Origin of the sequence: Pseudomonas sp. B35(2017) (assembly GCF_002113645.1) — a bacterium.
Lineage (GTDB): Bacteria > Pseudomonadota > Gammaproteobacteria > Pseudomonadales > Pseudomonadaceae > Aquipseudomonas > Aquipseudomonas ekonensis.
Genome location: NZ_NEIZ01000027.1, coordinates 14171 through 40736, shown reverse-complemented (window position 1 = coordinate 40736; position 26566 = coordinate 14171). Strand labels below are relative to the sequence as shown.

The 26566-nt window shown below is 65.0% G+C and carries 23 protein-coding genes; 17 read left to right on the top strand and 6 right to left on the bottom strand.

Annotated features, from left to right (window positions below; translation table 11 throughout):
• Positions 1-296 precede the first annotated feature (296 nt).
• Both CAG41_RS28460 and CAG41_RS27115 read left to right on the top strand, forming a co-directional pair.
• Positions 297-653: a hypothetical protein gene (locus CAG41_RS28460; RefSeq protein ID WP_139834261.1), complete on the top strand. Its 357-nt coding sequence runs from the start codon at positions 297-299 to the stop codon at positions 651-653.
• A gap of 151 nt (positions 654-804) precedes the next feature.
• The gene (locus CAG41_RS27115; protein WP_085657037.1) at positions 805-1137 is read left to right on the top strand and encodes a hypothetical protein; all 333 of its coding nucleotides are present in this window, start codon (positions 805-807) and stop codon (positions 1135-1137) included.
• A gap of 16 nt (positions 1138-1153) precedes the next feature.
• Here the strand turns inward: CAG41_RS27115 and CAG41_RS27110 are convergent, their stop codons facing one another.
• The gene (locus tag CAG41_RS27110) at positions 1154-1963 is read right to left on the bottom strand and encodes a VanW family protein (protein ID WP_085707719.1); all 810 of its coding nucleotides are present in this window, start codon (positions 1961-1963) and stop codon (positions 1154-1156) included.
• 231 nt (positions 1964-2194) lie between these two features.
• Here CAG41_RS27110 and CAG41_RS27105 point away from each other — a divergent pair, with 231 nt between their 5' ends.
• Complete coding sequence (locus tag CAG41_RS27105) at positions 2195-3016, top strand: glycosyltransferase (RefSeq protein ID WP_085707722.1); 822 nt, start codon at positions 2195-2197, stop codon at positions 3014-3016.
• 330 nt (positions 3017-3346) lie between these two features.
• Here CAG41_RS27105 and CAG41_RS27100 read toward each other — a convergent pair whose 3' ends face one another.
• From CAG41_RS27100 to CAG41_RS27080, 5 genes are all read right to left on the bottom strand, one after another.
• Positions 3347-3931, bottom strand: coding sequence for a hypothetical protein (locus CAG41_RS27100; RefSeq protein WP_085707718.1), 585 nt, complete (start codon positions 3929-3931; stop codon positions 3347-3349).
• Between the two features lie 179 nt (positions 3932-4110).
• Positions 4111-5181 (bottom strand): lipocalin-like domain-containing protein, encoded by a 1071-nt coding sequence (locus tag CAG41_RS27095; protein ID WP_085707717.1) that lies wholly within the window; start codon positions 5179-5181, stop codon positions 4111-4113.
• Positions 5171-7642, bottom strand: coding sequence for an FtsX-like permease family protein (locus CAG41_RS27090; protein ID WP_085707716.1), 2472 nt, complete (start codon positions 7640-7642; stop codon positions 5171-5173). Before CAG41_RS27090 ends, CAG41_RS27095 begins: the two co-directional genes overlap by 11 nt.
• On the bottom strand, positions 7639-8292 hold the full coding sequence (locus tag CAG41_RS27085) for an ABC transporter ATP-binding protein (RefSeq protein WP_085586753.1): 654 nt from the start codon (positions 8290-8292) through the stop codon (positions 7639-7641). The genes CAG41_RS27090 and CAG41_RS27085 overlap by 4 nt, the downstream gene beginning before the upstream one ends.
• Before the next feature lie 185 nt (positions 8293-8477).
• A complete protein-coding gene (locus tag CAG41_RS27080) occupies positions 8478-10175 on the bottom strand; it encodes a sulfatase-like hydrolase/transferase (protein WP_085634004.1) in 1698 nt (565 codons plus the stop codon).
• Between the two features lie 389 nt (positions 10176-10564).
• Here CAG41_RS27080 and CAG41_RS27075 point away from each other — a divergent pair, with 389 nt between their 5' ends.
• The 14 genes from CAG41_RS27075 to CAG41_RS27010 all read left to right on the top strand — a co-directional run bounded on the left by CAG41_RS27075 (position 10565) and on the right by CAG41_RS27010 (position 26562).
• Entirely contained in the window at positions 10565-11917 is a 1353-nt protein-coding gene (locus tag CAG41_RS27075; RefSeq protein ID WP_085634003.1) for a UDP-glucose/GDP-mannose dehydrogenase family protein, read from the top strand.
• A complete protein-coding gene (locus CAG41_RS27070) occupies positions 11914-12951 on the top strand; it encodes an NAD-dependent epimerase (RefSeq protein ID WP_085634002.1) in 1038 nt (345 codons plus the stop codon). Before CAG41_RS27075 ends, CAG41_RS27070 begins: the two co-directional genes overlap by 4 nt.
• An 18-nt stretch (positions 12952-12969) precedes the next feature.
• The gene (locus CAG41_RS27065; RefSeq protein WP_085586749.1) at positions 12970-13716 is read left to right on the top strand and encodes a sugar transferase; all 747 of its coding nucleotides are present in this window, start codon (positions 12970-12972) and stop codon (positions 13714-13716) included.
• Complete coding sequence (locus CAG41_RS27060) at positions 13716-14363, top strand: CpsD/CapB family tyrosine-protein kinase (RefSeq protein ID WP_085586748.1); 648 nt, start codon at positions 13716-13718, stop codon at positions 14361-14363. The genes CAG41_RS27065 and CAG41_RS27060 overlap by 1 nt, the downstream gene beginning before the upstream one ends.
• 21 nt (positions 14364-14384) lie before the next feature.
• Positions 14385-15407, top strand: coding sequence for a polysaccharide biosynthesis/export family protein (locus tag CAG41_RS27055; protein WP_085586747.1), 1023 nt, complete (start codon positions 14385-14387; stop codon positions 15405-15407).
• A gap of 17 nt (positions 15408-15424) precedes the next feature.
• Complete coding sequence (locus tag CAG41_RS27050) at positions 15425-17017, top strand: Wzz/FepE/Etk N-terminal domain-containing protein (protein WP_085586746.1); 1593 nt, start codon at positions 15425-15427, stop codon at positions 17015-17017.
• On the top strand, positions 17014-18108 hold the full coding sequence (locus CAG41_RS27045) for a glycosyltransferase family 4 protein (protein ID WP_085707715.1): 1095 nt from the start codon (positions 17014-17016) through the stop codon (positions 18106-18108). Before CAG41_RS27050 ends, CAG41_RS27045 begins: the two co-directional genes overlap by 4 nt.
• Positions 18105-19475 (top strand): O-antigen ligase, encoded by a 1371-nt coding sequence (locus tag CAG41_RS27040; RefSeq protein ID WP_085634000.1) that lies wholly within the window; start codon positions 18105-18107, stop codon positions 19473-19475. The genes CAG41_RS27045 and CAG41_RS27040 overlap by 4 nt, the downstream gene beginning before the upstream one ends.
• Positions 19472-20440, top strand: coding sequence for a glycosyltransferase (locus CAG41_RS27035; RefSeq protein ID WP_085586743.1), 969 nt, complete (start codon positions 19472-19474; stop codon positions 20438-20440). The genes CAG41_RS27040 and CAG41_RS27035 overlap by 4 nt, the downstream gene beginning before the upstream one ends.
• Positions 20433-21569 (top strand): glycosyltransferase, encoded by a 1137-nt coding sequence (locus CAG41_RS27030; protein WP_085586742.1) that lies wholly within the window; start codon positions 20433-20435, stop codon positions 21567-21569. The genes CAG41_RS27035 and CAG41_RS27030 overlap by 8 nt, the downstream gene beginning before the upstream one ends.
• Before the next feature lie 16 nt (positions 21570-21585).
• Positions 21586-22587, top strand: a complete 1002-nt coding sequence (locus CAG41_RS27025) for a polysaccharide deacetylase family protein (RefSeq protein ID WP_085586741.1) — start codon at positions 21586-21588, stop codon at positions 22585-22587.
• On the top strand, positions 22584-23888 hold the full coding sequence (locus CAG41_RS27020; protein WP_085707721.1) for a lipopolysaccharide biosynthesis protein: 1305 nt from the start codon (positions 22584-22586) through the stop codon (positions 23886-23888). The genes CAG41_RS27025 and CAG41_RS27020 overlap by 4 nt, the downstream gene beginning before the upstream one ends.
• A complete protein-coding gene (locus tag CAG41_RS27015) occupies positions 23885-25804 on the top strand; it encodes a hypothetical protein (protein ID WP_085641146.1) in 1920 nt (639 codons plus the stop codon). Before CAG41_RS27020 ends, CAG41_RS27015 begins: the two co-directional genes overlap by 4 nt.
• Before the next feature lie 68 nt (positions 25805-25872).
• Positions 25873-26562, top strand: coding sequence for a GNAT family N-acetyltransferase (locus CAG41_RS27010; RefSeq protein WP_085586739.1), 690 nt, complete (start codon positions 25873-25875; stop codon positions 26560-26562).
• Positions 26563-26566 lie beyond the last annotated feature (4 nt).

Genomic DNA, 26566 nt, shown 5'->3' with positions numbered 1-26566 from the left:
GCTGAGTAGCAGTCACTGCATATAAACGACTACTCCCAGAACCATCAGGTATTCATCATCCACTCTTTCGCCTCAGAGGGCTGGAGACTTCATAACGATTACAAAAACTTTGATGATTGGTTTAAGTATGCTATAGATACGCATCCCGCCTGGGATTCAGAAAAGCAAAACAACTAACCTTCACATTCCCTCTATAAATTTTTCTGGTGCAGCACCAACAACGCACCGCCGCTACTACAATCCGGAAAGCTAATACCTAACAACTCATACCCAACTAAGATACCCAGAATAGCAAAGTGAATGAATTTTCCGCCATCGATGGCACGATAAAGAAAATAACAAGCACACCGAGAAAAATCACCGTAGAATTTCTTGATTGGAAAGAGCAGCTTTGGATGCTCACTTTTGAGAATGTAGTTAGTTTTCAGAGCTCTAGCGCAGAAGGAGAAGAAATCTCCGAAATAACAATAAACATCTTAGAAACCCTTAAAACAACCACAACAAACGAATCCACGGCTAATTTACAAATATACACATTTCTTTGTGCATGGCACCAAATCCCAGTACTCACAGTAATTGCGAGTGGTTTCCACCAAACAAAAATTACACCTGACAGAGACACGCTTTCCAACGCACCTATACTAAGGCAATGAAATCAATGGCATGCAAATTATTTTTCTGAAAACCAATTGATCGAAGTATCAATAGCTGTCTTTTCCGAACTGGGCTGGAGCGAAGAAAAATTGAAAAAACGACACGCCAGAACAATACAAAAACCATAGATTCCCTGACGGACGACACGAAATGAAGACCATATCAGTACCACTTTCCATAGAAGCAATGCACCGACTCGATCTTGATGAGTGTTTGCCCGGAGACCTCGAAGAACTCCTCATCTCTGACGAAACACTTTACGAACTTTTTCGATCCGGAGTGTTTGACACAATAAACATTACCCTTGAAAAATCCATTGACGATTATGAAGACGAGTGCATTTCAGGACAGCGCGACCTTATGACCACCTTGCAAATACTGGATAGCGTTTCCCAAAACACAGAATCCGAAGCCATAGAAAAATTAAAGAAACTTACAGCGCTAGCAATAGAAATGGATACCGGCATATTTTTCCACTTCTGAAACTCATGTCGCCAGGTCACTCAAACACCTCCCCCTCCACCAAATACTTCACCACCACCCGATTCCGATAAAGCCGCTCCCTCTCCACCAACGCCCCCACCTGCCCCTTCTCCCGCACCTCCCGCCAGATCTCGTTCTCACGAAACACCCGCCCCCCCTCACGCACAAACCGATGCCCACGCTCAAACACGTGATACCGGAACGCCCGTTCCCGGTCGCACAGCAACTCCCCTTCCAATTGCTGTTCCCCCACGTTCAGCTTCAGCTGAAAGTGCCGGTCCGTGGGGTTGTGCAGCACCAGGTCGATGTAGTTGTAGAAGATGGCGGCGCCGGAGCCGAAGGGCAGGATGCGGCCGTCGTCCGGGAAGGGGTCGAAGCTGTGGTTGGCGCGTTCGGTGACCACCAGGGGGGAATGGATGGCCATCCAGTGGATCAGGTTGCTGAGTTGGCAGATGCCGCCGCCGACGCCTTGGCGGGCTTCGCCGAAGGACAGTTCCATGCCTTCGACGTAGCCGCGCCGGCGGGTCGGGCGGCCGACCAGGCGGCAGAAGGAGAAGTGTTCGCCGGGGGCGATGACGATGCCGTCGATGGACGCGACCGCCAATCTCAGGTTGATGACTTTGTTGTGTTGCAGGGCCAGGTCCGAATCACCGAGTTTGCGGATCAGTTTCGAGGTGTGCTTGAGGTAGCGAAACGGCAGGCGTTCAGCGGTGCGCCGCTGCGCATAGCGGCAGCTGGAGCAGTGCCAGGCGATGTGGCGGAACAGCCGTTTTTGCCACACCCGCAGCCAGTAGAGGACGGGGTGGTAGAGGGACAGTGGTTTCATCCGTGACGCAACGGCGTGGGCCGTTTTCTTCCTTGAGTTGAAATGGGGCGGCGCATCTTAACGCACCGCCCTGCCCGGCCGCCAAACGCCGTAACATCTGCGGCGCCCGCCGGCGCCGCAAAATTAAGTTTGAACTAAGGTTGCCCCGCTACCTTGCGCTCCAGAAAGCGGCGCCCATGTACGAATCGGCCGTCGCCCACCCTGCCATTGCCTTTCAAATGGGTCGTCATGATGAGCGCGTTGGATTTGCCCGCCGGACAGCATTCGGATTTCAGCCTTGTACTGGTGAACTACAAGACCCGGGACATCACCCGGATGTGCCTGGAGCTTCTGCGCCAGCATGTCGTTGAACATCGAATTCCGGTGTGGGTGGTCGATAACGACTCCGCGGACGAAAGCCTCGATTACTTGCGTTCGCTCGACTGGATCAACTTGATCGAACGCCCTGCCGTGCCGTCGGAGCCAGGCCATATCGCCCATGGCAAGGCACTTGATCTCGCCTTGGCGCAAGTGCAGACCGACTATCTGTTCCTGTTGCACACCGACACTTTTGTCTATGACCCCGCCATCTTCCCGTTGATGATGCGCGAGTGCACCAAGTTGCCGGAGATGGCGGCAGTCGGTTGCGTCGAGCAGATCGACCGCGGTGCGCTCAGGGATGCGTGGCGTTTATCGTCGCGTTACTTCAAGCATTACTTCCGCCGGGCCAAACAACGCATCGGTTTGCCTTCCCGAGAACCCAAGCCCTACCGGGAAACGCACTTGAAGAGTTTCTGCACCTTGTGGAATGCGCGTTTGATCAAAGCCAACGCTTTGCACTTCTCGATGGATGACCGGGTGCCCGGATATACCCTGCAAGACCGCATGGTCGGCTTGGGATACGGGGTGAAGTTTCTGTCGCCGCGCACGGTCTTCCGCTATCTGGATCATATCCAGGCCGGCACGGTGGCGGCTTCGGGCCGCTACGGCAACGGCCACCGGCGCACCAGGATGTATCACAGCGCGCTCAATCGGTTTGAGTTGCGACAAGGCTTGAGGACAGCCAAAAGTTGAGGCCAATAAAAAGGGCGACTGTACAGTCGCCCTTTTTTGTATACAAAATTCCTGACGGTCAATGCCGGTCGAGGTGTTCGCCCAGTGTAATGGCCTGGCAATCCTTGCACCGGTAAAGAGCCCTGACACTGGGCGAACGGGAAGGATTTTAATGGAATTTGGCGGATATGTCGTGCTGATTGAACATGAATTTTATGTACGAAAAAGTTAACGGAGTTCAATCGTCGATATTTACCGGCAAACTTGCTTAACTCACCGGTTGGAACATTTTCATATGACTGTTCTCATACCATTACTTGTACAAGAACAGTCATCTTGTAGAGTCAATACTCAACTTTCATGTTCGGTGGTCACTTTTAATACATCGGTGTAAGTGACCACGACGCTTTGCCCGACTTTGAGGTTTTTAAGTTTGGCCCGGATCTCAGGCTTTTCGACACTGAGGGTTTTCGACTGGCCGGACGGGTTTTCCAGGGTGACCTGATTTTTCGCCAAATCAATTTTGGTGATTTTCAGTTCCACCTGCACCTGCCGGAACGCCTCGCCGCCGGGGTTGGGGGTGCCCGGGGCGTTGCGCAGTTCGCCGGTGCGCTCGGTGGCGCCAGGCAGACCTTTATCCACGTCGGTGTCCAGATAAGCGGCGACGGAATGGGTGACTTCGAGCTTCACCTGATCGCCGACCTTGAGGTTGCCGAGGTTTTTCGCGTTGTCGCTGAGCTGGATGTGGACCTCGCGGCCTTCGGCGCCTTCCAGGACCACCTGATGCTTGGCCGCATCGACCGCCAGCACTTTGGTGGTGACCTGATCGTCTTCGACCGTGGCGGACAGCGGAATGTCGGCGGCGTGCACCGTCAGACCAGCGGTGGACAGGACGGCAGCGAGGGCCATGGCTTGGGTGAGTGCGCGGAGCTTCATAGGCGGTACGTTCCCTGTGATGGATGGCAGCGCCCGGCGTCGGGCGTGGGGTTGAGCATAGACGCTGTCCCTGCCGACGCCATCGCCAGCAGGCGGGCTCCCACAGGTTGCGGGGCGCTCACAGAGGTTGTGTTTAACTCGGACACTGTGGGCGTCGACTTGCCCGCTCTCACATCGCATCAGTACCCGGTCATTTCGAGATAGCCTTGCCCGCCGTGGCTGCCGCTCAGGCGCACCGGGCCTTCCCAGTACGGGATGCGCAGGTTCATCCAGGCGTTGGGGTTGAGGGCGTCGAGGGTGAGGTCGAAGCGCTTGTCGGGTATGGCCACCGTCCAACGCACCGGCATCGCCCGGCCGGCGACCTTCGCCGTGTCTTTGGGGGTCAGGACGATCTGCGCGGCGGACAGCGTCTGCGGCTGGCCGTCGGCGCCGATCCACGTTCCGGTGAGGTACGGCGCGCCGTCCTTCTGGCGCATGCGGTACAGCATCACCTGCTCGCCGCTGTCCAGGTGCAGGGAGAACCAGTCCCAGCCGGTCTGGTCGGCGGTCAGGGGCTGGCTGCTCCATTCGCGGTCGAGCCAGGCCGGGCCGCTGACGGTGTAGCGCTGGCCGTCGATCTGCAGCGTGCCTTCGGCCCGGAAGAACGGCTGGCTGTAGTAGTACGACGCCTGGCCTTGCTCAGACTTGCGGCTATAACCGTGATCGCCCTGCAACACCAACGGACGATCCGTGGTGAGGTGCAACCGGTAGCTGAAGGATTGGTCCTGGGCGCTGAGCTGCAGGTCGTTCAACGCCTCCCCCGCTTGCTCGGCGAAACGCCACTCGTCGATCCACGCTTCGAACGGCGCCAGGCGCACCCCGGCCTGCCCGGTGCCGCCGCGGGCGTAGCGCTCGGCGGCATGGTGGACGTTGGCGGACGTCACCGCCGCATGGCCGAGCCAGATGGTCTGGTTGGCCCAACCCGGCTGCGGCGCAGCGGCGTTCAGGGCGCTGCGGAACAAGGTCCATTGCACGCCGAATTCGTTGCCCTGGCCGTCCTTGAGGTTGGCGGTGACGTACCACCATTCGATGCGAAACCCTTCGTGGGGGCCATGGTCCGCCGGGAAGCTGAACACTCGCCCCGGCACCACCGGCGTGAATGCCTGCGCCTGGTTGCCCAGGCCAGCGAAGCCCTTTTGCTCCGGCGCGGGCTCGCCGCAGCCGGCGAGCAGCGACACCACGAACAGCAGAACCGCCACCTCAATCCTCATGGGCAAAGGTCCTCAGCAGGTCCGCCGGCTGCGTGCGGTACAACGCGTACAACGGCCACGCCGATGCCAAGAGCGTCGCTAGTAGCGCCAGCCCCGTCAGTTGCAGCAACTGCAGCGGAAACACCCGCAGCGGCAGGCGCCAGCCGAACGCCTGCACGTTGATCACCGCGTCCAGGCACCACGCCAGCCCGATGCCCAGCGGCAACGCCACCAGCAGCGTCAACACCGCCAGCAGCCAGGTCTGGCCGAGGTTGAGCAGCATCAGCCCGCGCCGCGTCACGCCCAGCGCCCACAGCGGTGCGAGCTGGCCGAGGCGGCTCTGGCTCTGGGTCAGCAGGCTGATGAACAGCGCCACCCCGGCCACCGCCAGCGTCAAGCTGTTGAGCGCCGCCGTCGCGGCGAAGGTGCGCTCAAAGACCTGCACCGACCAACCTTTCAGCCGCGCCTGATCGACGATGCGGGAATCGTCGAGCCGGAACCGCGCCTGCAAGGCGTCGAGCAACGCCGGAATCTTCGCCGGATCGATCCGCAGGTTGAAGCGGTTCGGCGTCAGTTGCGGCCAGTTGCGCAGCAGGTGAGCACTGTTGACCAGCACATGGCCCTTGGGGTTGCCGTAGTCGGCATAGATGCCCACCACCCTCGGCGACCACGGCCCGCCCGGCGTCGGGATCGTCAGGCGATCCCCCGGGCGCACCTTCAGCCGGCGGCCCAGCTGTTCGCTGAGCATCACCGCGTCGTCCGCCGCCAGCGATGCCCAGGGATCGTCGCCCCTGGCCTCCAGCAACGGCCAATGCTGGCGGTAGTGCGGATGGTCGATCACGCCGAACACCTCCGTCGGCCAGCCTTGCAGCGTCACCGCCACCTGCCAGTTGGGCAGCACCGCCGTCACCTCCGCTCGCTGGCGCAGCCAACTGTAGAGTTCCCGGGACTGGGCCGGGTTGGCGGGGTTCAGGTACAGCTCGGCGGTCAGGCGCTGTTCGAGCCAGTCGTTGAACGTTTGGCGGAACCCGGCCGTCATGCTGCCGGCGCCGATGTTCGCGGCCATGGCCAACAGCAAGGCCATGAGGGCCAGGCTCAGCGCCGGCAACTGCTGCCGGCAATCGGCGACGAACCATTGGCCCAGCACCGAACGGCTGCGCGCGGACAAACCGTTGAGCAGCGCACTGAGCAACACCGGCAGCGCCAACGCGGCACCGAGCAGCAGACCGGCCAGCACCGCGAAGCCGCTGGCCAGGCTGTCGCCCCACAGCAATGCGCCGAGCGCCACCGCCCCCAGCACGAACGCCACCCGGCCCTGACGCCGCAACCAGCGCGCATGCTGCTGATGCCAGGCCTGGGGATCGGCCACCGCCAGCAACGGCAGGCGCGCCGCCCGCAGCAGGCTGCTGGCCCCGGCCAACAGCGCGCCGAGCAGGCTCAGGCCGATCCCGCTGAGCCACCACCAGGGGCTGAGCCGCAACTGCCCGGCCACTTCCGCCCCGTACAATCCGCGCAGGCTGGCCGCCACATCCGGCAGCAACACACTCGCCAGCCAATAGCCGCTGACCACGCCCAACACCCCGCCCGCCAGCGCCAACGCGCCCAGTTCGATGACCAGGCCGGCGATCAGCAGCCGCGCGCTGACCCCGCAGGCACGCAGGGTGCGCAGCAGCCCACGGCGCTGCTCCAACGCCAGGCCGATGGCGGCATGCACGATGAACAGGCCGACGACGAACGACAGGAACCCCAACGCGTCGAGGTTCAGGTGAAAGCTGTCGGTGAGCCGCGCCAGGTTGTTTTCTTCGCCGCTGCCCTTGAGCTGCAGCAGGCCCTTGAAGCCGGCCGGCAGATCGCCCTGGAAACCGGCGGGCAACCACAGGCGCGTCAGTTGCTCGGGCTGGTCGAGGACGGTTTGCGCGACGCCGATGTCCACCAGCAGCACGCCGGGGGCCATGTCCGACTGGGCTTGCAGCGGCGGCAAGGCCCGACCGTTCTCGGCCTGGGGCGTGTCGCCTTCTTGCAGGTTCAGCGCGTGCAGGGTTTCAGGCGCGATCCAGGTGCTTCCCGGCGGGCTGAAGAATCCGACGATGCGCTCGATCGGCATCGCCTGCCCCGCCACGGCGCTGTCCGCCGGCAACGACACCGGCTCGATGCCCATCAATTGCAGGCGCTGGCTGTCGTGGCCCTTGAGGATCAGTCGGCCTTGCAGCACCGGCGACACCGGCCAGCCCTGGCGGCGCAGGTCGACGAACCATTGCTGCGGGAACGGCGCGCCGTTCGGCGAGACAAGGCTGGCCTGGGGTTCGCCGCCGATCAGTCGGCTGGCGCGGGCGTAGCTGTCGCGGGCCTGGCTGTTGAGCGCTTCGACGCCGGTCAGCAGCCCGGTGGCCAGCCACAGGCCGGTCAACACACTGAAGAACTGCACCGGGTGGCGCCGCCAATGGCTGAGCAGCGCGGCCAGCGTGTACCGCAGCACCGTCACGTCAAGCGACCGTTGGACAGCACCGCCCGTTCGGCCAGCCGGGCCGCCACGCGTGAGCTGTGGGTGACCATCAGCAAGGTGGTGGGGGTGTCGTCGAGCAGTTCCAGCAGCAGGCGCAGCACCTCGTCGCTGGTGGTTTCGTCGAGGCTGCCGGTGGGCTCGTCGGCCAGCAGCAGGGTCGGCTGCGCCGCCAGCGCCCGGCCCAACGCCACCCGCTGCTGTTGGCCGCCGGACAGTTGCTCCGGATAGCGCTGCAGCAGCCCGCCCAGGCCCAGGCGCTGCACCAGGTGGTTCTGCCAGCGCGGATCATGCCGCCCGGCGAGCCGCGCCTGGAACGCCAGGTTGTCTTCGATCCGCAGGCTGCCGATCAGGTTGTACTGCTGAAACACCAGGCCGATTTCCGTGCGCCGCCAGCGGGCCAGCTGTGCCTCGTTCATCTCGTCGAGCCGGTGGCCGCCGCTGCGGATGCGGCCGCGATCGACCTTGTCGAGCCCGGCGATCAGGTGCAGCAACGTGCTTTTGCCGCTGCCGGACTCGCCCATCAGCGCCAGGCTGGTGCCGGGCCTGAGCGACAGGTCGACGCCTTGCAGCACGGGCAACAGGCCCTGGGGCGTGGGATAACTTTTGAAGACGTCTTGAACTTCGAGCATGCCGGCATCCGGGCGGTCCGTGTGGGGCAAGGATAGCGGATCTGCATCCGGCGGCGACCGGGCCGGCCTCATCGCCAGCAGGCTGGCTCCCACAAGGGTTGCGGTTGCCCACCGCTTTTGTGAGCGTCACTGAATCCTGTGGGAGCCAGCCTGCTGGCGATAGGGCCGACACAGCCCCAAAGGCCCTACTGCCCCGCCGCCACGCTGGTGCCCGCCTCCCCCGGCGTCACGATGCTGCCCAGATCGATGTGCTTCCACTCGGGCTTGGCCCCCAGCCGCGCGTTGAAGCGGTAATTGAAGGTGAAGTCATCCGCTGTCGGCACGCTCAGCGGCTTGCCGTAAACCGCTTCGATGCCCGCCAGGTCGTAGCCCATCAACTGCAGCAGCGTCGGGAAAATGTTGTAGTGGCTGGAACGGTCCTTGTTCGCCGCCAGTTGGGCCGGCCAGTCAAGGGTCTGCAGGCGCTCGCCCTGGATCACCACCAGCGGCACCAACCCTTCTTCCTCCACCGGGTCGCCGCCGCAATGGGTGTTGAGGCCGGGGTTGCCGCGCTCGTGCAGGTCCTGGCCGTGGTCGGAGGTGTAGATCAGCACCGCGTTGTTCAGGTCGGCCTGGGCGAACACCCGCGAAAAGAACTCGCCGACATTCCACAGCACGGTGTTCTTGTAGGCGTTGCGGTACAGCGCCCAGTCGTCCGGCTGGCCGTTGAAGCCGTCGCGTTTGCCGGTGTCGGCGATGTCGGTGAACTGGCCCCGCGGCAACGCCGGACGGTAGGCCATGAACGCATCGGGGTATTTGTCGTGCACCGGGAAGTGCGCGCCGACCTTGTTGATCACCACCAGTTGCGGCGTGCCGTCGTTGAGCAGTTCGACCAGTTTGGCGGCCGCCGCCATGTCGCGGTCGCGCACGCTGGTCTGGTCGAACTGGACGAATTCGTCGATGTCCTTTTTCTCGGCGCCGTCCATCAGGTTCTGCAGGTTGCCGCCGGTGCGCTGGGCGTCGATGTACACCGTGCGCAGCCCCGCGCCTTTGGCGTACTGCCAGATCGACGGCAGGGTGCTGTTGATCCGCCGGTAGTCGGCGCGGGTGCCGCCGTAGCGCAGGGTGACGTTGGTGTCGGCGCTGCAGTTGGCGATGGACGCGGCGTAGCCGTAGTTGAAGACCGCGACGCCGGGATGCGCCTCCTTGAGGTTGCTGTGCACGCCGAACGGCGCGTTGATGTCCAGGTAGTTGCCGGAAATGCTCTCGTCGATGATCAGCACGATGTCGTGGCCGACCGCCGCCCCATTGCGCGCCAAAGACACCGGCTCCCGCGGCCCGACCGTGTTGTGCAGCGCCTCGTAGGCGAACAGGTTGAGGTAGGCCAACGGCGTGTACATCACCGGCAGCCCTCGGGCGCCCTCCCCGGCACGCACGAACAGCACGGCGCTGAGCAGCATCACCCCGCACAGCGGCGCCGCCACCCGCAACGCATTCGGCAGCGGGAACGGACGCCGTGGCTTGAGGCCGATGCCGAGCAACAGCGGCACGCCGTTCAGCAGGCCGTGCACGATCGCATCCCGGTACTGGTACGCCGCTTCCTGGATGAAGCCGCCGGAGTACACCAGCGACACGAAACCGCTGTAGGTCAGGTAGTCGGCGGTCACCCGCATGTACACATCGAAGAACACCGCCGAGATGAACATCGCCAATGCGAACAAATGGCGAATGAAAGACTGACGTATATAGGCCGTAAGTAGTAATGCGAAAGTAAGCGCCAAAAACATAACGCCAAAAAGAACTACCGCAAAACCGACCCCGATAGCATTTAACCGATCCAGGTAATAATCGGAATAAAGCAGCAGATAGATAATTAAAAGCAGTTCTTTCAAATATCTGAACATGGCATTTCCGGGGGATATCGGCGGGCACCGGTCAATAGTTTGTCGGTCAATTTCTGACACTAGCAGCAGGCCATCAAAGCGCAAGAAGTGCCGGACTTTTGCTCAAAGCGTCAAAAAAACATTGACTCAAAACTGACACACCCAAGTCGTTACAGGCCTTGAATTTTGTGGCCTACGACCGTTTATCGTTTTCTTTGAAATGTGAAAAACATGTCAAGGACGGGACAAACCCAGATACAGCAAGTACTTGATGGCCTTTAGCCCCCAAAACTGGGGGTGTTATACACGTGCAACATGTCATTTTGCTGACATGCTTTTCCAACGCTGCGCTATACCCCTTTTGACAGTTCCAATTCGATCTTCCCCAGCGTCTTGCGAGGCACGCCAATATGGACGTGAGCGTATTCGGTACGGGCTATGTCGGCCTGATTCAAGCAGCGGCATTGGCCGATGTCGGACATCGAGTTTTGTGCATCGATATTGACCCGAACAAAATTAAACAACTTCAACAGGCGGTGCCGCCCATCAGCGAACCGGGCCTGTCGGCGACCCTGGAAGAGAACATCAAGGGCGGTCGCCTGTTGTTCAGCACCCAGGCCAGCGATGCGGTGGAACATGCCGAACTGATCTTCATCGCCGTCGGCACCCCGGCCGACGAAGACGGCTCCGCCGACCTCAGCCATGTGCTCAATGTGGCACGGCAGATCGCCGGTGTGATGGAGGCCGACCGCACGCTGATCATCAAGTCCACGGTGCCGGTCGGCACGGCGGACCAGGTGGCGGCCACCGCCGCCGAAGAGCTGCAGCGGCGCGGCAAGGGCAGCCTCAAGGTGCGGATGGTGTCCAACCCTGAGTTCCTCAAGGAAGGCAGCGCCCTGGCCGACTGCATGCGCCCGGACCGGATCATCATCGGCACCCGCGACGCCCAGGCCCGCGAGCAGATGAGCGAGCTGTACGCGCCGTTCTGCCGCAACCACGAAAAACTGATGTTCATGGACAACCGCAGCGCCGAGCTGACCAAGTACGCGGCCAACGCGATGCTCGCCACCCGCATCAGCTTCATGAACGAACTCGCCAACCTCACCGAACGGCTGGGCGCCGACATCGAAGCGGTGCGCAAGGGCATCGGCTCCGACCCGCGCATCGGCTACCACTTCATCTACCCCGGCTGCGGCTTCGGCGGCTCGTGCTTTCCCAAGGACCTGCGCGCCCTGCTGCACACCGCCGAGCACAACGGCATGCCGCTCAAACTGCTGCGCAGCGTCACCGACGTCAACGACCGCCAGCGGCACATCCTGTTCAGCAAGCTCAAGGCGCAGTTCCCCGAAGGCCTGGCCGGCAAGTCCGTCGCCATCTGGGGCCTGGCGTTCAAGCCCAACACCGACGACATGCGCGAAGCGCCCAGCCGCTACCTGATGGAAGCGCTGTGGGCCGAAGGCGCCAGCGTGCAGGCCTACGACCCGGAAGCCATGGCCGAGTGCCGGCGCATTTACGGTTTCCGCGACGACCTGCACCTGTGCGCCACCCGCGACGACACCCTGGAAGACGCCGATGCCCTGGTGATCTGCACCGAGTGGAAAAACTTTCGCGTGGTGGACTTCGACCTGCTGGCCGAAAAGCTGCGGGCGAAAGTCATCGTCGACGGCCGCAACCTCTACAACCCCGAACACGTGGCGGCGGCCGGCCTGCACTACAGCGGCATCGGCCTGCGCCACATCGCCCCCGAAGGGTTGCAGCCATGAAGGTCCTGGTCACCGGCGCGGCCGGTTTCATCGGAGCCCACTGCGTGCTGCGGCTGATCCGCGACGGGCACGACGTGCTCGGCCTGGACAACTTCAACGGCTACTACGACCCGCAGCTCAAGCACGACCGCGTGCGTTGGGTGCGCCACGAGGCCGGGGATTTTCCGCTGGTGACGACCGACCTGGCCGACGCTGCGGCCATCGAAGCGCTGTTCGCCCGCGAACGGCCGCAGGTGGTGGTGCACCTCGCCGCGCAGGCCGGGGTGCGCTATTCGCTGGAGAACCCGCGGGCGTACCTTGACAGCAACCTGGAAGGCTTCCTGAACATTCTGGAAAGCTGCCGGCGCCACCCGGTCGAGCACCTGATCTACGCCTCCTCCAGCTCGGTGTACGGCGCCAACCAGCACACGCCCTACTCGGTGCAGGACGGCGTCAACCACCCGCTGTCGCTGTACGCCGCCACCAAGAAGGCCAACGAACTGATGGCCCACAGCTACAGCCACCTGTTCGGCATCGCCTGCACCGGTCTGCGCTTTTTCACCGTTTACGGTCCCTGGGGCCGGCCGGACATGTCGCCGATCCAGTTCGCCCGGGCGATCAGCGAAGGGCTGCCGCTGAAGCTGTTCAACTACGGCCGGCACCAGCGCGACTTCACCTACATCGACGACATCGTCGAGAGCATCGCCCGCCTGATCGACCGCGCGCCCCACGCCAACGGCGCCTGGGACCGCGAGCAACCCGACCCCGCCAGCAGCATGGCGCCCTGGCGCCTGTTCAACATCGGCGGCCAGCACCCGGTGGAGCTCAAGACCTACCTGGCGCTGCTGGAGAAGCATCTCGGCCAGAAGGCCGTGGTCGAGCTCCTGCCCCTGCAACCGGGCGACGTGCTCAACACCTGCGCCGAGGCCAGCGACCTGGCCCGGGCCACCGGGTTCCAGCCCCGGATAGAGCTGGATGAGGGACTGGGGCGCTTCATCGCCTGGTTCCGCGAGTACTACCCCACAGCCTATCGCCCACGCGCCGCGCGCGGCTGATCATCCGCGGAGGAATCCATGACTGGACATGAGAAAGGTGTGCCGATCCAACAGCTCTACCGCGACAAGCGCATGGATCCGGAACAGCGAATGCGCCTGGACAGCGCGATCCACCGCCAGGGGCGCGGCTGGGTCACCGGCCGCGAGGGCGGACGGCCCTGGACGCTGTCGCGCACCAACCGCGTGGTCGCCTGCCTCGGCGCCCTGGTCATCCTGCTGCTGATTTCCCCGCTGCTGCTGGGCCTGGCCCTGACCATCAAACTCACCAGCCCAGGGCCTGTGATGTTCGTGCAGAAGCGCACCGGCTACCGCGGCCGCAAGTTCGGCATGTACAAGTTCCGCACCATGGTGGCCAACGCCGAAGAGCTCAAGGAGTCGCTGCGCCACCTGAACAAGCACGGCGCCGACGCCATCGACTTCAAGATCGACAAGGATCCGCGCATCACCGGCATCGGCGGCTTCCTGCGCCGCAGCAGCCTCGACGAGCTGCCCAACCTGTTCAACGTGGTGACCGGCGACATGCGCCTGGTCGGCCCCCGTCCGACCTCCTTCAACGCCTACCGCTACAAGGACAGCCACCTGGCGCGCCTGAGCATCTACCCCGGCATGACCGGCCTGTGGCAGATCTCCGGGCGCAGCGACGTCGACTTCGACCAACGTGTGGAGATGGATCTGAGCTACATCGCCGAGCAGAGCCTTTTGCTTGACCTGAAGATCCTGGTGAAAACCCCCTTCAAAGTATTCAGCGGCCACGGAGCAAGCTAATGGACGGTTCAACCAACAAAAGCCTGAGCATTGCCAGCCCCAGCGAGTCGAACCTGACCTCGACCGTGCTGGACCTGGATCTGCGGATCCTGTTCCTGACCGCCGCCAACCCCGGTGCGGGCACCACCACCAGCGCCCTGGCGCTGGCCAGCCAACTGGCGCAGATGAGCAGCGGCCTGGTGCTGCTGGTGGACGCCAGCCAGTCGGCGACCAATCTCACCCAGCAACTGAACCTGGGCAAGGAGCGCGGCCTGCGCGAACTGCTGTTCAACGAAGAGAACCCGCCGCTGCTGCAGGACTGCGTGGTGCAGGTGTCGAGCCTGCCGTTCCACGTCCTGCCCAACGGCCGGCCGATCCGCACCATGGAGCGCCTGACCCCCGAGCGCCTCGGCCCGCTGCTCGATCAGTTGGGCAGCCAGTACCGCTTCGTGGTGATCGACGGCGACGCGGTGTACTCGGCCGCCGACACCCTGGTGCTGGGCACCCAGGCCGACGGCGTGGTGTTTGTGGTGCGGGCCGAAGACACCCGCTGGGAAGTGGCCCAGGCCGCCGTGCAGCGGCTGACCCAGGCCGGGGCGAAAGTGGTCGGCAGCGTGTTCAACCGCCGCAAGTACTACATGCCCAAATGGCTGTACAAAAACCTGTGAGCCACTGCGAGGGATGACGCCATGAACGCAAAAATGCTTGTGCTGCTGTTGCTCCCGCTCGCCGGCTGCTCCAGCACCTCCGACACCCTGACCATGCCGGTGAACATCCTCACCGCGCCGCCGGCCAACGCCCAGGCCACCGACATGCCCAAGGTCGAGCAGACCCTGCGCCCGCAAGATGTGCTGGACGTGATCTTCCACATCAGCACCAGCGGCTCGGACGCCTACCGCATCCAGTCCGGTGACCAGATCGGCCTGAACTTCACCGCCGCCAGCCAGCTCAACGGCAACCAACTGGTGCTGCCCGACGGCACCATCGAACTGCCGGGCGCCAACACCCAGGTGAAAATCGCCGGCCTGACCAGCGACGAGGCCCGCCAGGAAATCCAGCGCGCCTACAACCGCAAGGCGCTGTTCCAGCCCAACCGCAACCAGTTGACGGTGCAGGTCATCAGCCCGCTGACCAACGAGCAGAACCTCAAGAGCGCCCTCAACCACCCGGCCACCGGCATGAGCCGCGAGATCACCGTGGGCACCGACGGCTACGCCAGCTTCCCGGAGATCGGCGCCGTGCCGCTGCAAGGCATGACCGTCAACCAACTGGAGACCTTCCTCAACCAGAAGTACGCGCAACTGCCGGGCCGGATGACCGTGGACGTGCTGCTCAAGTCCACCGCCGGCAACGAGATCTACGTGCTGGGCGAAGTCGGCCAGCCGGGTTCCTACCCGATCCGCCGGCCGGTCTCGGTGCTTGAGGCCCTGACCCTGGCCCGCGGCACCAACGTCAAGGCGCGCCTGGACTCGGTGATGATCATGCGCCGCAACGGCAACCAGGTGCAGGCCGTGCGCTACGACGTCGAGAAGGCGCTGGCCGGCGACGCGTCGCAGATCGCCTACCTGCAGCCCGACGACATGCTCTACGTGCCCAAGACCAAACTGGCCAGCGCCGGCGAACTCGCCCGGCAACTGGCCGACGTGGTGCTGTTCCAGGGCGTGGGGTTCAGCTTCGGCTACCGCGTCGACAACAAAAACAGCAACAACTGACCCTCGGGTGACCGGCCATGAATCCAAAGGAAAACTACCTGCATGAGTTCTTCAGGATCTTCTTCGCCAACAAGCGGCTGGTGAAGCGTGTCTTCCTGATCTTCGCGGTGATCGCCCTGGCGCTGCCCCTGGTGCTCAAACAGAGTTTCGACATCACGGCCCAAGTGATCGTGCAGTCCAAGAAGCTCTCCCAGGGCGACGCCTCCACATCGCTGACCGTGGACAACGCCACGTTCATTCCGCCGTCGCTGGCGGACATGGAGACCGAGAGCAACATCCTGCGCTCCCCGGCGCTGATCCGTCAGACCATCGGCGAACTGCGGGACAAGGGCGAGTACACCCCGTCGCCGGGGATGTTCAACCGCCTGGTGAGCGAGCCGTTCAAGCGCTACGTCAGCTCGCCGCTGCGCGAACATGTGATCAACCCGCTGCGCGGCCTGCTCGGGCTTGAGACCGATCCGGTGCGCGACACCGCGCTCGACGCGCTCACCCAGCAAGCCATCGACAGCCTGAAGATCGAGACCCTGCCCGGCTCCAACGTGATCTCGGTCATCTACAGCTTCCCGGATCCGCACCAAGGCACGACCTTCGTCGCCGCCCTGCTGCAGAACTATCTGGTCAGCCGTCAGGCCTTGCAGTCGATCGACCTGCCGCAATCGTTCTACGAGTCCAAGAAGCACCTGTACCAGGTGCGCCTGGACGGCCTCGAAGGCACCCGCCAGGCGTTGCTGGAAAGCGTCGGCTCGTCGGACCCGAAGGAGGAAATCACCTTCCGCCTCAACGCGATCAACACCGAAGAGCAAGCGCTGAACCTGTACCAGGATCGCCTGCTGCAAAGCCAGCGCTGGCTCGAATACCTCAAGACCGCCCTGGCCGCGGCCAGCAGCAACAAGCTGGATGACTACTCGTTCCCCTACACCTTCACCACCACCGTGGACAACGTGGCGTTCGAGGACCGCGAGATCAAACAGCTGGGCGAGCAACTGACCACCCAGGTCAGCCGCTACATGAACGACCTGGCGGTGTTCCGCCCCGGCAGCGAACCGATGCTGCTGACCCGCGAGCAGATCGCCCGCACCCGCGCGCAGTTCCTCAAGATCGTCAGCAACCGCATCCAGGAGCGCACCAACGACCTGGCGGTGGTCACTCAGGTCATCAATCAGAAGACCGAGCGCATCGCCCAGTTCAAGGAACGCATCCGCCAGTTGCAGCAGACCCAGAGCAAGCTGCGCCAGATGGACACCGAGATCGACGCGCTGCACGCTGCGTTCTCGACCTACGCCCAGCGCTTCGCCGAAAGCAGCACCACCCGCTCGCTCAACGACGACCTGTCCAACGCCCGGGTGCTCAGCCCGCCGTTCGAGCCGACCGAGCCGGCCTTCCCCAAGCCGCTGCTGATCATTCCGTTCGGCCTGTTCACCGGCCTGCTGCTGGCGATCGCCCTGGTCTATGTGCGTGAGTTCTTCGACCACCGCTTCAAGCACCCTGCACAGATCAGCCACGAACTGGGCGTGCCGGTGCTGCTGGTGATCAACGACCAGAACGCGCTGCCGGGCAACCCGCACAAGAACTGGACCGTGCCGAGCTTCCTGCATTGGGTGCGCAATTGAACGCGCCGTCCTCAGCCAGCACCGCCCTGCCGATCATTCACTTGCTCAGCAGCGGCGGGTTCTACGGCGCCGAGCGGATGCTGCTCGACCACTGCGTGGCCACGCCGGGTCGGCATCAGGTGATGTTCCTCGACGCGCCGCCGGAGCTGATCACGCGCTTTCGCCAGGCCGGGGTCGATGCGCAGGGCTGCGCGGGTTTCACCGCCCTGCTGCGGCACCTGCGCCAGCGGCGCGGCGAATACCCGCTGATCAACACCCACAACTTCAAGGGGCTGCTGTTCGGCTGGCTCGGTGCGACCCTGCTGGGCCTGCCGCTGGTGATCACCCAGCACGGCTTCACCCCGCGCAGCCGCAAGCAGAAGTTCTACACCTGGCTGAGCCTGCAACTGTGCCGCACCGCCTCGGTGAACCGGGTGGTGTGCGTGGCCGAAAGCATCGCCGCCCTGCACCGTCAGGCCAGCGTGCGCGCCGAGAAGCTGCAGGTGATCCCCAACGGCCTGCCGGCGGCAGAGGCCGCCGGCAAGGCACGGGCCGGCCGCCAGCGCCAGCTCGCCGGCTACGTGGGTCGGTTGAGCAGCGAGAAAGGCCCGGACCTGTTCCTCGACGCGCTGATCCCGCTGTGCCTGCACCACTCGCAGCTCGACGCGGTGATGCTCGGCGAAGGCCCGGAACGTGAGGCGCTGCAAGCGCGGATCGATGCCGCCGGCCTGCACCAGCGCATCCGTCTGCCGGGCTATCAGACCGACATGCGCCGCTGGTGGCGGCTGCTCGACGCGCTGGTGATCAGCTCACGCACCGAAGGCACGCCGATGATCCTGCTGGAGGCGATGCAGAGCGGCGTGCCGGTGGTGGCGTTCGGCGTCGGCGGGATCCCCGATGTGCTGGAGCACCGGCACAACGGCCTGATGGCGGCCCCCACCGACACCGCCGCCCTCGCCCGCCAGCTCGACAGCCTGCTGACCGACCCGGTGCTGGCCCGGCAGCTGCGCGACAACGCACGGCGCACGCAACAGGACCGCTACGACCTCAAGGCCCTGGCCGAACGCTGGTCGCAGCTGTACATCCGCACGGCACGGGAGGCACGCGCATGATTGTCCCGCTCTCGATCGTCAGTCTGCTCGGCCTGGTCTGCGTCGCCCTGCTGGCCAGCCCTTATCCGTACCTGGCGCCGGGCGCGGTGCTCGGCCTGGTGGGCGTGGCGATGCTGTACCGCAAGCCGGCCTGGGGCCTGCTCGGCATCGCCGCGCTGGTGCCGTTCGAGGGTTTCTTCAAGGACAGTTCGCTGTCGGGCAGCAAGCTGCTCGGCGCGTCCCTGGCCTTGATCCTGATGCTGCAACTGGCGCTGCACCAGCTGCCGTCCGAGCGCCTGCGCAGCAATGTCTGGCGGTTCCTGATCGGTTTCATGGCCCTGTACCTGCTGAGCCTGCTCGACACCGACGACATGGGCATGTCCCTGGGGCACCTGCGCGAGCTGAGCGTCGGCCTGATCCTGTTCGTCATCACCCTGCTGATCGGCCGCGAGCTGAACCTGGACCTGTTCGCCCGGCTGGTGACCCTGAGCGTCAGCGCCACGTGCGCCATGGCGATGTTCTCCACCAAGTTCCAGGACCAGGGCCGCGCCGCCGGCCTGCTCGAAGACCCCAACGCTTTCGCCCTGCTGATCGCGTTCGCCGTGCCCTTGGGCCTGCTGCTGGTGATCCGCAGCCCGAACCTGCTGCACCGGCTGTTCTGGGGCGGCTGCTGCCTGCTGTTGCTGGGCGGCATGACCAAGACCGAATCCCGTTCCGGGCTGGTGGTGCTGGCCCTGAGTCTGGTGATCGGCTGCTGGCATTACCGTGCGCAGCTGTCGCGCATCCGCCCGCGTCACCTGGGCTTCGCCATGCTCGGCGCGGCCATCGTGATTCCGCTGGCGATCTACGCGATGCCCGCCGGCTACCTGGCGCGCATCCAGTCCTTGAGCGTGCTCAGCGCCGGGGCCCGCGGCCACGACGACGAATCCCTGGGCCGGCGCGCCTCGTACATCGTGGTCGGCGGCCAGATGATCCGCGAGAACCCATTGCTCGGCTCCGGCCCCGGCACGTTCCCGCTGCACTACGCCACCACCGGCTACGCCAAGGCGTTTTCCGCCAACCGCAAGATCGGCGACCTCTACCGCCGTGCGCACAACACTTACCTTGAGATCTTCAGTGAACTGGGGATCCCGGCGGGCCTGCTGTTCGTCGGCATGCTCGCCCAGGGCCTGTACAACCTGATCCGCGCGCGGCGGGCGTGGATGCAGCGGCGCGACTGGGAGCAGGCTGACCTGATGACCCACCTGGGGATGAGCTTCCTGTCGCTGACCCTGTTCCTGATGTTCCTCAGCGCACCGAACCAGAAGTACGTGTGGATCATGCTGGCGCTCGCCAGCGTCCTGCGCCTGAAAGCCGAACAGGCGCCGCCGAGGGAGGCCCGCCCATGACCCGGATCAGCATCGTCATTCCCATGTTCAACGAGGCGCGGCACATCGGCCGCACGCTGCTCGCGGCACAGAAGGCCGCGCAGGCGGCCGGCGTCGAGTGCGAGCTGATCGTGGTCGACAATGGCTCCACCGATGACGGCCCGCAGATCGCCCGGCGGTTCGGCGCCCAGGTGCTGGTGCTGCCGGGGCTGATGATCGGCGCCCTGCGCAACCGCGGCACCGCCCGCGCCACCGGCGAATGGCTGGCGTTCATCGACGCCGACATCGAAATGCCCGAAGACTGGCTCGGCCCGCTGTTCGCCACCGAAGCCGTGGGCAGCGCCGACGTGTTCGGGCTGGACCTGCACACCCCCGCCGCCGCGCCGTGGTACGCCGTGGCCTGGCAGCGCCGCACCCTGCGCCCGCAGACCCACATCGCCCATGCCGTGGACTGGCTGCCCAGCGCCAACCTGCTGATGCGCCGGCGCTGGTTCGACAAGGTCGGCGGGTTCGACGAGAACCTGCGCACCGGCGAAGACAAGGAATTCACCCTGCGCCTGAACGAACAAGGTGCGCGGCTGCTGTCGGTCAACGAAAGCGTGGCCCTGCACTGGGGCTACGAAATGAACTGGCGCGAGTGGATGGGCAAGGAAATGTGGCGCCAGGGCAGCCACCTGCAATTGCTGCGCACCCACGGCATGAGCCTGCGCCTGCTGCGCTTCCCGTTGCTATCGCTGGTCGCGTGGCTGCTGGATCTGTTGGCGGTGTCCGCCCTGCTCAACGGCTTTCCCCATCACGCGGCGATCATGGTGATGCTGACCACCCTGCCGGCGCTGGCGCTCAGCGTGCGCCAGAGCAGCCGCCACCGCCACATCGGCCTGACCCTGCAACTGTGGGGGCTGCACTGGGTGCGCCTGCACCTGGCCGGGGCCGCGTTCATTCTCAGTCTGTGTCATTGGACCGCCAGGAGGCCTGCCCGTGGCTGAATTCATTTTCTGGACCTGCCTGCTGCTGCCGGTGTACGCCTACCTCGGCTATCCGCTGCTGCTGACCCTGCTCGCGCCGCTGTTCCCGGCCTGGCGCCACACCCCGGCGCCGCCGCTGAACGTCAGCGTGGTGATCGCCGCCCACAACGAGGCGCGGCACATCGAGCACAAGCTGCGCACCCTGCTGGCCCAGGACTACCGGCCGGCCACGCTGCAGATCATCCTGGCCAGCGACGGCTCCACCGACGACACCGTGGCCCGCGCCCGTACGGTCGACGACCCGCGCATCACCGTGCTCGACCTGCCGCGCCAGGGCAAGGCCGCCACCCTCAACGCCGGCGTGGCGCAGAGCAGCGGCGACATCCTGGTGTTCACCGACGCCGACAACCAATGGTCGCTCGACACCCTCGGCCACCTGCTCGCGCCCCTGAACGACCCGCAGGTCGGCGCCTGCGCGGGGCACATGGTGATTCCGGTCACCGGCGGCGGCCTGAGCGTCGGCGACAGCCTCTACCGGCATTACGAAGGCTGGCTGCGCCGGGTCGAGAACCGCACCGGCTGCATGGTCTCGGCCGACGGCGCGCTGCTGGCCCTGCGCCGCGAGCTGTTTGAGAACGTGCCGGCGGAGGTCAACGACGACTTCTTCCTCAGCACCTGCGCACCGGCGAAGTTCAAGCGCATCGTCTACGTGCCCGAGGCCCAGGTGATCGACCACGGCGTGGACGATGCGGACAAACAGTTCCGCCGCCGCCAGCGCGTCACCGTCGGCGGCCTGCAGAGCCTGGCCCAGCGCCGCGAGCTGCTCAACCCGCTCAAGCACGGCCTGTACGCGCTGGCCCTGATCAGCCACAAGCTGATCCGCCGCCTGGCGCCGGTCCTGCTGCTGCCGTTGCTGCTGAGCAATTTCTGGCTGTGGGACGACCACGGTTTCTATCGCCTGAGCCTGCTGGCGCAGCTGCTCGGCTATGCCGCCGCCGTCGCCGGCCTGCTGGATTCGCAACACCGCCTCCCCAAACCGTTCCGCCTCGCGGCGTTCCTGCTGGTGACCCTGGCAGGCATGAGCATCGGCCTGTGGCAGTTCTTGCGCGGCCAACGCTACGCCCAGTGGAACCCTGAACAAAACCGATAAGAGCGAGGGCACAGCCATGGCGATCAAACAACTGATAAAACGCACCAGTGGCTGGCTGTACCTCAATTCGTCCGTGGGGCGAAACCAACTGCACGGCGCCGGGGTGATCCTGATGCTCCACCGGGTGCTGGCCAACGACCGCGCCGCCGACCTGCCGCACCGCAACGAACTGTGCGTGGGGCCCAAGGCGTTCGAGCACCTGTTGGTGTGGCTTCGGCGCCATTTCGATTGCGTGCCGCTGATGGAGATCCTGCAGCCCAACGCGCTGCGCACCGAGCGCCCGCAAGTGGCGCTGACCTTCGACGACGGCTGGCGCGACAACGCGGTCAACGCCTTCGCGCTTTTGCAGAAGCACCAGGTGCCGGCCAGCGTGTTCCTGTCCACCGACTTCATCGGCAGCCGCCAGCGCTTCTGGTGGGAAAGCGTCGGCGAAACCCTGTGGGGCAGTCACGGCGAGAAGCCGCGCCAGCACCTGATCGAATGCCTGCATGCCATCGGCCATCCGCTGCCGGTGCTGGTGGACGACATCGACGTGAACCGGCGCAGCCTGTCGTTGCTGCATTACCTGCAAGACCTCAAGACCCTCGACCCGGCCATCCTCGAACGCCTGACCGACGAGTGCCCGCAAGAGGCGCTGCCCCAGGCGCTGGACTGGCACCAGGTGCGCGCGATGGAGGCGTCCGGGCTGGTGCGCTTCGGCCCCCACGGCGCCAGCCACGCCATCCTCACCGGCCTGGACGACGTGCGCCTGAACGAAGAGATCAGCCGCAGCCGCACCGCCCTGCACAACGGCTGCAACCGGCCGTTGCCGGTGTACTGCTACCCCAACGGCGACAACGATGCGCGGGTGCGCGAACACATCGCCAACCACGACTTCCCGTTTGCCCTGGGCACCGGCACCGGCATCTACCGCGGCACGGGCGATCCGCTGAACCTGCCGCGCTTCGGCGTCAGCCAGCGCACCGCGCGCAATCCGGAGCTGCTGTCGTGGCGGATCTTCCGTGGGGCGCGGCCATGAGCCGAGGCAACTACCTGCGCCACCTGGCCCTGAGCATGGGCACCAAACTGGCGATGATCGGCCTGCGCCTTTTGCGCAACGTGCTGCTGGCGCGGATCCTGGGCCCCAGCGAGCGCGGGCTGTTCGCACTGCTCAGTACCCTGCCGGACCTGATCAGCGCGGCCACCAGCGGCGGGCTCAATTCGGCGGTGGGCTATCAAGCGGCCAAACAGCGGCCGATGGGCCTTTTGCTCAGTCAGGTGCTGGTGTTCGGTTGCCTGCTGGCGGGGCTGCTGACCTTGCTGGTGGTGGCGCTGGTGCGCGAATTCGGCGCTGATCTGGACGTGACGGTGCAGTTGGGCCTGCTGGCTTGGCTGTTGCTGCTGGCGGTGCCGCTGACGGTGCTCAAGAGCGGCCTGCTGACCCTGCACAACGCCTCCGGCGGCGTGGTGACGTTCAACGCCTTGCGCCTGGTGGAATCGCTGGCGCCGCTGCTGCTGTTCCTGGCGCTGTTCTGGATGTGGAAGGAATCGGCGCTGGAAGCGGCGCTGATCAGTTGGCTGACCGGCATAAGCCTGGTGGTGCTGGCCGGCTGGGTGTGGCTTGGTCGCGCGCAGCCCGTGCGCCTGCAATGGGACCGCGCCAGCCAGAACGAACTGCTGCGCTACAGCGCCCGCAGCCATCCGGACCTGTTGTTCCAGCAGGTGATCCTGCGCTCGGACTACCTGTTCATCGGCGCCCTGCTCGGCAGCGCCGCGCTGGGCCATTACGCCATGGCCAGCGCCGCCGCCGAACTGCTGCTGATCGTCCCGGAAGCGGTGACCACGCCGCTGATGAAACGCCTGCTGCAGCAGGACGAAGGCATGGATCGGCTCACCCCGCTGGCCCTGCGCCTGACCGCCACGGTGATGCTCGGCGCCTGCCTGACGATGGCGCTGATCGGCCAGTGGCTGATCGTCACCCTGTTCGGCGCCGCCTACCAGCCGGCCTACCCGGCCCTCTTGGCGCTGTTGCCGGGCCTGCTGGGGCTGTGCTACGCGAGCATCCTGCGCCTGGACCTGCTGGGCAAGAACCGCCCCGGCACGGTGTCGCTGCTGATGGGCCTGGGCGCGTTGCTCAACCTGGCGCTGAACCTGCTGCTGATCCCCGCCTACGGCATCGTCGGCGCGGCGGCGGCCTCGTCCATCGCCTACCTGGCGGTGACGGTGGCGATGCTGGTGCTGTACTGCCGGCTGAGCGGCGTGCCGTTCTGGAAGACCCTGATCATCCTGCCCAGCGACGTCGCGCCGATGTGGCTGATGCTGCACAGGAAAACCGCATGAGAAGCCTGGCCCTGCTGCTCGGCCTCGGCCTGTCGCTGGACGCCTTCGCGGCGGCGATGCGCTGGGGCGACATCCGCGACGGCAGCCTGTACCTGCAGGCGGACCGCCCGGACACGCTGACCGTGCGCTGGGCGCCGGCCTGGCAGGCCGACGCCAACGAAGAGCACCTGTACCTGCTCGACGGCCAGGGCAAGCTGCAAGGCGAGCGGCTGATCGCCGCCAGCGAAACCCGCGGCAGCCAGAGCTGGCCCCTGGCGCCGGGCGCGGCCAGTTACCGGTTGGAGATCCCCGGCTACAGTTTCCGCAATTACCGGGTCGAGCACGACGAGCGCACCGTTGCGCTGTTCGCCCCGGCCAAGGTGCATTTCTGCGCCGAGACCCGGGACGGCGACACCCTGTACTTCAAGGTCGCGCCGGGCGAACGCGCGGTGCTGGCGGGCAAGTTCCACGGCGGCGTCGACGCCCTGCAGGCGCAGCGGGTCGGCGACGGGCAGGCCCTCACACTGAAACTGGTGCCCTACCCGGCCTATTGGCAGTTCGACCAGGTGAGCCTGCCGGTCAGCGAGCGCGAACAGGTCTGGCGCCTGCGCCTGCAAGGCAGCGGCAAGGCGGCGTTCTGGCTCGACGGCACGGCCAACCTGTTCGCGCAGGCGCCCGAGCAGCTCAAGCCGCTGCGCGAAGACGACGGCCAGACCCGCCTCACCCTGCACGACAAAGTCCTGGGCCGCACGCCGGACCTGGGCGTCGCCCTGCCCTACGTGCTGCCGCCGCCCGCCAGCCATGCCGTGCTCGATGCGCTGAAGCCGGCGGCGGCCAGTTATTACAGCTTCGTCGACGTGACGACGAAGAACCCGCATTTCGAAGACGCGTTCCGCCAGGCCTATCAGGAACGCTTCGGCATCCGCCAAGACATCACCCTGCTCGCCGGCAGCCAACGCCAGGCCGACCTGCGCGCCGACACGCAAAGCAACGGCGGCCTCGACGCCTGGCTCGCCGGCACCCGTGCGCTGGGGGGCAAGGGCACCCACTACATCGGTTTTGCCGACGAGCCGAACCTCAACTACGCCAGCTACGAGCAGTACCGGGCGATCTTCGCCAGCATGGCCCGCCAGGTGCGCAGCGACCCGGCCAACGCCGCAGCCGGCGTGCGCATCGCGATGCCGGCCAGCGCGAGGCTGGTCAACGGACCGTTCGCCGACCACGCGGCGGACAAGCGCGGCCTCGACTGGGCGCGCCGTCTGCTGGACGAATCCGCCGCCCAGGTCGATGCCCTGGCCTGGCACGAATGGATGGTCCGCGACCTGCTCGCCACCCGCACCTACCGCGACAGCGTGCAGCGGGCCGCGCAACTGGTGGGGCTGGACGCCCACGGCGCGCCGCGCAAGGCGCTGCTGCTGGATCAGACCAACCTGTCCAGCGGCTCCAGCCTGAGCCCCTACGACCAGGACACCCACTACGCTTCGCTGTGGTGGGCGTCGGTGGTGATCAACGCCTCCCAGGACGGCCTGCTGACGATGCTCAACTGGTTCCAGGCCGCCGACGAGCCGCAGTACCCCAAAGGCATGATCCGGGTGCTGGGCGATGACCGTTTCGAACTCAAGCCGGTGGGCCTGGCCCAGCAGTTCATCCGCCAGCACTGGCTGCACCAGGTGCTGTGGCTGGACAACGACGCCTTCGAGGTCGATGCGCTGGCGATGGCCGGCGACGACCAACGCTCGCTGCTGGGCGTGAACAAAGGCACGCGCCTGCAACGGGTGGACCTGGGCGGCGCCAAGTGCCCGCTGAACAACGGCGCCCTGCGCTACTTCGGCGCCGACAACCGCAGCCGCGACGCACCCTTTCGCTGCCAGGACGGCCGCGTGCGCTTCGACCTGCCGGGACAGACCCTGTTCGCCCTGCGCTGGAGCGCCTCATGACCGCCCTTGTGATGTTCTGCCGCGCAGGCCTTCGGCCGCGCCCTGCACCGTCATCAGGAGTGAACACCATGAATGCCCTGAAAAAACTCAGCGAGCGGATCCACCAGAAAGGCCTCAAGGCCACCTTCAAGACCCTGTGGAAGCGCTACGTGTTCTTCCACTGGGAACTGCTGTGGATGGAGCGCGACCTGGTCAGCCCGGTGCCGCCCCACAGCCTCAAGCCCTACCCGGCGCTGAGGGTGGTGAAGATCACCCCGACCAACACCGGTGCCTTCGCCCGCTACTTCGGCGACCGTGTCGGCACCATGGCGGAACTGGCCGCCGAAGGCCACACCGGGCACATGCACCTGGACGACCAGGGCGATGCCGTGGCGTTCATCTGGGGCTGCGCGCACAACTACTACGACCGCCATTACTACGGCTGCGAATTCCCGGTCAAACCCGGCGAGTTCTTCGAGTTCGGCGGCGAACTGACCCGCGCCTACTGGGGCACCGAACTGTCGGTGGATCTGCAGCTGGAGCTGTGGAAAGCCATGGCCGCCCAGGGCTGCGACAAAGTGGTGGACGTCTGCGAGTTCCACAACATCCCGGCGCTCAAGCTGCACCTGCGCATGGGCTACACCGAGCAGGGCCGGATCATGAACGTCTACGGCCTGTTCGGCCGCTGGCGCTTCTACCGCGAAACCCGCTACAGCGGCTCGCGCCTGGATGCGCTGCGCAAGCCTTCCCGTCCACCTGTCACCGCACCGGCGACCTGACCCT

Bases quoted from the DNA above. Each gene is read 5' to 3' on its own strand.
- CAG41_RS27115 (WP_085657037.1), top strand. From the start codon at position 805: ATGAAGACCATATCAGTACCACTTTCCATAGAAGCAATGCACCGACTC.
- CAG41_RS27110 (WP_085707719.1), bottom strand. From the start codon at position 1,963: ATGAAACCACTGTCCCTCTACCACCCCGTCCTCTACTGGCTGCGGGTG.
- CAG41_RS27105 (WP_085707722.1), top strand. From the start codon at position 2,195: ATGAGCGCGTTGGATTTGCCCGCCGGACAGCATTCGGATTTCAGCCTT.
- CAG41_RS27100 (WP_085707718.1), bottom strand. From the start codon at position 3,931: ATGAAGCTCCGCGCACTCACCCAAGCCATGGCCCTCGCTGCCGTCCTG.
- CAG41_RS27095 (WP_085707717.1), bottom strand. From the start codon at position 5,181: ATGAGGATTGAGGTGGCGGTTCTGCTGTTCGTGGTGTCGCTGCTCGCC.
- CAG41_RS27085 (WP_085586753.1), bottom strand. From the start codon at position 8,292: ATGCTCGAAGTTCAAGACGTCTTCAAAAGTTATCCCACGCCCCAGGGC.
- CAG41_RS27080 (WP_085634004.1), bottom strand. From the start codon at position 10,175: ATGTTCAGATATTTGAAAGAACTGCTTTTAATTATCTATCTGCTGCTT.
- CAG41_RS27075 (WP_085634003.1), top strand. From the start codon at position 10,565: ATGGACGTGAGCGTATTCGGTACGGGCTATGTCGGCCTGATTCAAGCA.
- CAG41_RS27070 (WP_085634002.1), top strand. From the start codon at position 11,914: ATGAAGGTCCTGGTCACCGGCGCGGCCGGTTTCATCGGAGCCCACTGC.
- CAG41_RS27065 (WP_085586749.1), top strand. From the start codon at position 12,970: ATGACTGGACATGAGAAAGGTGTGCCGATCCAACAGCTCTACCGCGAC.
- CAG41_RS27060 (WP_085586748.1), top strand. From the start codon at position 13,716: ATGGACGGTTCAACCAACAAAAGCCTGAGCATTGCCAGCCCCAGCGAG.
- CAG41_RS27055 (WP_085586747.1), top strand. From the start codon at position 14,385: ATGAACGCAAAAATGCTTGTGCTGCTGTTGCTCCCGCTCGCCGGCTGC.
- CAG41_RS27050 (WP_085586746.1), top strand. From the start codon at position 15,425: ATGAATCCAAAGGAAAACTACCTGCATGAGTTCTTCAGGATCTTCTTC.
- CAG41_RS27040 (WP_085634000.1), top strand. From the start codon at position 18,105: ATGATTGTCCCGCTCTCGATCGTCAGTCTGCTCGGCCTGGTCTGCGTC.
- CAG41_RS27035 (WP_085586743.1), top strand. From the start codon at position 19,472: ATGACCCGGATCAGCATCGTCATTCCCATGTTCAACGAGGCGCGGCAC.
- CAG41_RS27025 (WP_085586741.1), top strand. From the start codon at position 21,586: ATGGCGATCAAACAACTGATAAAACGCACCAGTGGCTGGCTGTACCTC.
- CAG41_RS27020 (WP_085707721.1), top strand. From the start codon at position 22,584: ATGAGCCGAGGCAACTACCTGCGCCACCTGGCCCTGAGCATGGGCACC.
- CAG41_RS27015 (WP_085641146.1), top strand. From the start codon at position 23,885: ATGAGAAGCCTGGCCCTGCTGCTCGGCCTCGGCCTGTCGCTGGACGCC.
- CAG41_RS27010 (WP_085586739.1), top strand. From the start codon at position 25,873: ATGAATGCCCTGAAAAAACTCAGCGAGCGGATCCACCAGAAAGGCCTC.